The organism is Protofrankia sp. Cas8 (genome assembly GCF_963555845.1).
Classification (GTDB): Bacteria; Actinomycetota; Actinomycetes; order Frankiales; family Frankiaceae; genus Protofrankia.
In genome coordinates this window covers 734-6,043 of record NZ_CAUVXI010000021.1, presented here as the reverse complement: position 1 = coordinate 6,043, position 5,310 = coordinate 734, and the positions used below count along the sequence as shown (strand labels likewise).

Below are 5,310 nucleotides of genomic sequence, written 5' to 3'. Positions count from 1 at the left end.
GTGTACGACAGCCTTGTCAGCGCGTACAAGGTGCTCGACAGTGCAACCGACCAGGACCGCTTCAGCAGTATCGTGCTCATGACCGACGGTGAGAGCAACAGTGGCCGCTCGCTGGCCGACTTCCAGGCATTCGTGGCCTCCCGGTCCGGCGCCACGCCGGTTCCGGTGCCGGTGCCGGTATTTCCGATCCTGTTCGGCGAGGCCGCGGAGTCGCAGATGCAGGCAATCGCCACAGCCACCAGAGGTCAGCTGTGGGACGGGAGAAACGGCGAGCTGGCGCACGCATTCTGCCAGATCCGCGGCTACCAATAGATCAGACCAGCCGCACCAGCCTCTTGTCAGACGATGCAACGGCCGGTCCGGCAGATCACCGGGGAAGACTGCTCCATGCCACGTCGCGATCCGCACGCGGTTCCGCGGGTAGCCCCAGGACGCGCTCCGCAAGGATATTGCGCATGATCTCCGATGTCCCGCCGGCGATCGTCGCGGACTGGTATCCCAGGAACCTCACCCGCGGGTCCTCCCGATTCGAGGTCTCGGCCGGGTCCTCGTAGCCCGGGTAGAGCATGCCCTCAGGGCCGAGGAGCTCCACGGCGAAGTCGCTCACCCGCTGCGAGAACAAGGCGCTGCCCAGCTTGAGCACCGAGCCCTGCGGGCCGGGTGTACCCCGCTCGCGCAGGTACTGCGCCCGCAGGTTGCCCAGCCGTAGCACCTCGGCCTCGACCCACAGCCGTGTCAGCCGGTCACGGCGTACGGCACCGATGGTGGTGTGCGCATTGGCACCGGCCTCGGTGGCGCTGGCCCGTTCCCAGGCCGCCATCGCATAGGCCAGCGGCCCCGATCCGCGTGGCGGCACAACGCCGCCGATGGAGACCCGCTCGTTGAGCAGAGTGGCCACCGCGACCTTCCAGCCGGCGCCGACCTCGCCGAGCCGGTTGGCGTCCGGCACCCGCACGTCGGTGAGGTACACCTCGTTGAAGTGGGCGTTGCCGTCCATCTGGCGTAGCGGGCGGACCTCGACACCCGGGCTTGCCAGGTCGAGCAGGAAGGCGGTGATCCCGGCGTGCTTGGGAACGTCAGGGTCGGTGCGGGCCAGCAGCAGCCCATGGCGGGCGCGGTGCGCCAGCGACGTCCACACCTTTTGACCGTTGACGATCCAGTGCTCACCGTCGGGCTCGGCCCGGGTGGCCAGTGCGGCCACGTCGCTGCCGGCGCCGGGCTCGCTGAACAGCTGGCACCAGATCTCCTGCGCCGTCCAGATCGGACGTAGGTGCCGGCGCTGGTCGGGCCGGCCGAACGTGGCGATGACCGGCGCACACATGCCGATACCGATCGGGTTGCGCAGCCAGTCCGGCCGCCGTCCGGCCGTGTCCAGCTCCGCGTCGATCACTTCCTGGAGTTTGGGTCGCAGGCCGAGACCACCGTCGCCGGGTGCGTGGGCCACCCACGCGAGGCCCGCGTCGAACAGCGCGGCGAGGAACGCCTGCTCGTCGCTGCCGGCGTGATCGGCAAGCACCTGCCGGGTGAGCTGGCGAACCTGCTCCGCCTCGCCATCCAAGGTCACGGGTGTCTCCTTGTCCTGTTGGCCGTCAAGTCTGGGTTATCACAGTCCGGCCCGGCCTGCGGATTTCCTCCAAACCGAACGGGACCGGGCCTCGCGTTCAGCCCGCCACACCAGCCGTGTGCCCCATCCCCAACGGCGGGCGACCGCTGCGACGTGCAGTGACATCAGTTCCATCACGTCGGCATCTTTATGATCATGCAAAGCGACGAAGGCCGACACATCGAGGGCGATCGCATGGTCGAAACCGAGCCCGATAACGAAATCGATGCGGGTACCGACGAGTCGCTCCAACGCCGGGCCGTCAGCATCGCGCACCCGCCGCAGGCCGGGTAGGAGCTCCTTGCGCATCGCCACATGTTCGATCCCGGCCTCCATGAAGCGTCCACCGATGGGCAGGTAGCCGCCTGCGGCGTAGAAACCTTCGGCCGTCACCTGGGCATGCAGCTCCACCGCGGGCAGGCCTCGTTCTGACGCGCGGTGTTCGAGCGCGACGGTGACGGCCCGCCCGAGACCGCGCCCGCGCAGCTCGGCGCGAACGGCGACCCGTCCGATCACTCCGCTCGGCTCGGCCGGACTTTCGCCGAGACGGGGATCGGCACCCCGGCGGTCGTCAGGCGAAGCCGACCCGTGGCCCGGGTCGAGCAGCCGGGCCGTCGCCAGTGCCCGGCCGGCGTCGTCGACGACGATCGCGTGGTCGGCGTCGTCGTCCCGCCCGTCCTCCTCAAGGTCCGGCGGCACGGCCTGTTCGATCACGAACACGTCACGGCGGAGTTCGAGGGCCGCACGCGGCGGTGGACCGGGCACGACCAGGACGTCGGCGGGCCTCAGCACCGCGCGGCCAGAGCTGGACTGCAGGCTGCGAACCGGACATCCATTGAACGGAGTGTAGGAGCGTCCCGTCCCCGACCCGGGCTGGTTGCGACCGGACGATGACGATCGTGCGGTGACGATAGGGCGGAAAGTGGCCATATACTGACGTCGAGTGCACGTCGCGCACACCTGGTGGGGGGACTGTGGTGAGGCGAACTCGTGGGGAACAGTTGACCCGCCGGCGGTTGCCGGCGCGGTTCGCGGCGTCCCGGGCACGCGGTTCCGTGGCGGTGTCGCTGGCTCTTCTGCTCGCCGGCGGATCAGCCGTCCTCGTGCTGGGGCAGAGCGCGGGTTCGGCGGTGCTGCGGCTGGACGATGTCGGCGCATGGCTGGCCAGCGGTGCCCGGGGAATCGTCTCGCATATCAACGGGCCGTCCGGACGGGCGGACGCCAGCGTGACCATCAACGGCACGAAGGGACATCACCTCACCGTCGCGCAGGACGGGTCCAGCGTGCTGGTCACCGACACCGACACCGGGCGGGTCAGCCGGATCGACCCGGCCGGGCTGGCCGTAACCGGGCAGCAGAATTTCGGGGCTGGCGTGACTGTTGTCGCGGGCGCGGGCCAGGCGTATGTCATCGACAAGCCCGCCGGACGGGTCAGCCGGATCGAGCCGACAACGTTGGATGTGCTGGGCGCGCCGGTCGCCTTCGGTTCCCCGATCGACAGCGCCGGGTTGACCGCCGATGGCACACTCTGGGTAATGCTGCCTGTACAGGGGCAGCTGGTTCCGGTCCGGCAGGGAATCGCGGGGGCGGCCGTCCCCGTTGGCCGGCCCGGTGACCAACTGTCGTTGACGATCGCGGACGGGGTGCCGGTCGCGGTCGACGCGACCGCCCCGGCCCTGGTAGCCGTGCGCGACGGCCACCCAGCACCGCAGCTACGGCTACCACCGCCGGCCGGGTCGGGGCATTCACTGCTCGTGGCACCATCCGTCGACGGCCAGCTGCTCCCGATCATCGTCAACACAACGAGCACGATGCTGCTCGCGGACCTCGCCGCGGGCACGGTACGGACGGTCGAGCTCGGCTCCCAGGATCCGTCCGGACAGCTCGGCGCGCCGGTCGTGGCCGGCGGCCGGGTATACGTGCCCGACAGTGGCAAGGGACGGCTACTGGTCTACGCGACCGGCCCAGGCCGGTTCGAAACGCCGATCACCGTCACGACCGGGGCAGCGGAGCTCACCGTGTTCGTCAGGAACGGGACGGTCTGGGCGAACGATCAGAGCGGCTCCCACGCGGTCATGGTCAGACCGGACGGTTCCACCCAGCAGGTCGAGAAGTACACCCCCGACGTCGCCGGGAGTGCGTCCACTACCCCGCCCCGGGCGCTGCCCAGGCAGGTGGTCGTACCGCCGAGCCAGGCCCCCCGGTCCCAGCCCCCGATCGCCGTCCCACCCCAGCGGGACACCCCCCGGGTACCGGTGACTGGACCATCGCCCAGCCCGAGCCGTCCCGACATCCAACCGCCGGCCGACCCGACGACCCCATCGCAAACACCGACACCGTCCCTGACACCGACTCCCCCACCCGGGAAGCCGGTCGTGTCCGTAGCGCTGGTTGGCAACGGCCCGAAGACCACCGCGACCGTGACCGCGGCCGCCACCGGCGGGCTGACCAGCACGGTCACTCTCACCGTCACACCGCTGAACACCGGGGAGACCGTCACATCCACCGGACCGACCAGCTACGCCGCAGCACTCACCACCTGCGGCCCGCGCACCTACACCGCTACCGCCACCGGCCCCGGCGGACAAACGACGTCCACCACCACCTACGGCAAATGCCCACCCCCCGGCAAAATTCATTTTGATCAAAGCAATTACATGACGTCACTAGAAAATCCTGATGGCACCAGAGTCATACAGCTGAATTGGGATCCACCCGTTTCCGTACAGGGCGAAACCGTGACGGATTATGTAATCAGCTATTATAACTATTCCGGCAATCTCGTCGCGAGGCATGTCACCACTCAGACCAGTGACACCTTCAATGCATTCCCCACCTGTGATAAACAAGACCCGCGTGATGATCGCCAGCCAACGTGGACAGTGGTGGCTCGCAACTCCAGCGGTTCCGGGCCGTCCGACAACATAGGTATTGAAGACGACTGCCGCTACGGCGGCCCTTGACGATCAAGATGGAGGTGGGATGGCGCCGCGGCGGATGCAGCGGTACTTGGCGTGAAGCTGACCAGCGCCAGGTCGCAGGCCCGCAGCGACTTCTGGCACCCAACGGCAGGTGGCAGTCAAACCACTGCCGTCCGCGGGCCTGTGGGGCTGTCGGTGCCCGAAACTCGCTGCGCTGGGCTACTGCTGACGCTGGCTGCGTTTCCAGACGTTGTAGGCGGGCTTCAGGGTGGATGCGTCCCAGGACGGCAGGCCGGATCCAAACGGCCGCATAGTGTCGTAGGTGGTGCGTAGTTGATTTCCTGGGATCAGGCCGAGCTGGACCGCAGCGAGTAAGACGTCTTCGACGGTGAGCAGTTCGACGTTCTCGCCCGCGGCGAGTCTCTGCCCTCCGATGTCGTCGATGACGACGTATACCTCCCGGCCCTGTTCGGCGAGGTGGGCAGCATGGCCGAGTACGACGGATTCGCCGAGATCTTTGGCGGTGGAGAGTGCCAGTGTGGCTCCGCGTCCGCGGATGCGGGCTACGTGTGCAACGACTTCGGGTTGTGCTCCGTCGAATTCGAGTTTGTCCAGGATGCGGACGAGACGGGAGGCTCGCATGCGGGGCCACTGGGTCGCGAGGCGGCCGGAGCGGTGCTTGCGCAGAACTTCTTCCTCGACTTCGGCGGGGATGAGGATCTCCATCCCGAGCTTGGTCAGTGTGTCAATGAGGAGAGTGCTCTTGCCTGCGGCGCAGAAGTAGAC

The 5,310-nt window shown here is 68.1% G+C and carries 4 protein-coding genes and 1 pseudogene; 2 read left to right on the top strand and 3 right to left on the bottom strand.

Going from position 1 to position 5,310, the window contains the following annotated elements; all coding sequences use genetic code 11:
• Window positions 1–312 (top strand): annotated as a pseudogene (locus tag U9977_RS05680) (hypothetical protein); the annotation flags it as partial.
• Window positions 313–367: 55 nt separating this feature from the next.
• On the opposite strand, the gene U9977_RS05675 reads toward U9977_RS05680, so the two are convergent.
• Both U9977_RS05675 and U9977_RS05670 read right to left on the bottom strand, forming a co-directional pair.
• Window positions 368–1,564, bottom strand: coding sequence for an acyl-CoA dehydrogenase family protein (locus U9977_RS05675; RefSeq protein WP_322748108.1), 1,197 nt, complete (start codon window positions 1,562–1,564; stop codon window positions 368–370).
• A gap of 39 nt (window positions 1,565–1,603) precedes the next feature.
• Entirely contained in the window at window positions 1,604–2,395 is a 792-nt protein-coding gene (locus U9977_RS05670) for a GNAT family N-acetyltransferase (RefSeq protein ID WP_322748107.1), read from the bottom strand.
• Window positions 2,396–2,577: 182 nt separating this feature from the next.
• On the opposite strand from U9977_RS05670, the gene U9977_RS05665 reads away from it, so the two are divergent.
• Window positions 2,578–4,566, top strand: coding sequence for a hypothetical protein (locus U9977_RS05665; RefSeq protein WP_322748106.1), 1,989 nt, complete (start codon window positions 2,578–2,580; stop codon window positions 4,564–4,566).
• A 177-nt stretch (window positions 4,567–4,743) separates the two neighbouring features.
• Here U9977_RS05665 and U9977_RS05660 read toward each other — a convergent pair.
• Window positions 4,744–5,310: hypothetical protein (locus U9977_RS05660; RefSeq protein WP_322748105.1), on the bottom strand; the 567-nt coding region annotated here is incomplete at its 5' end.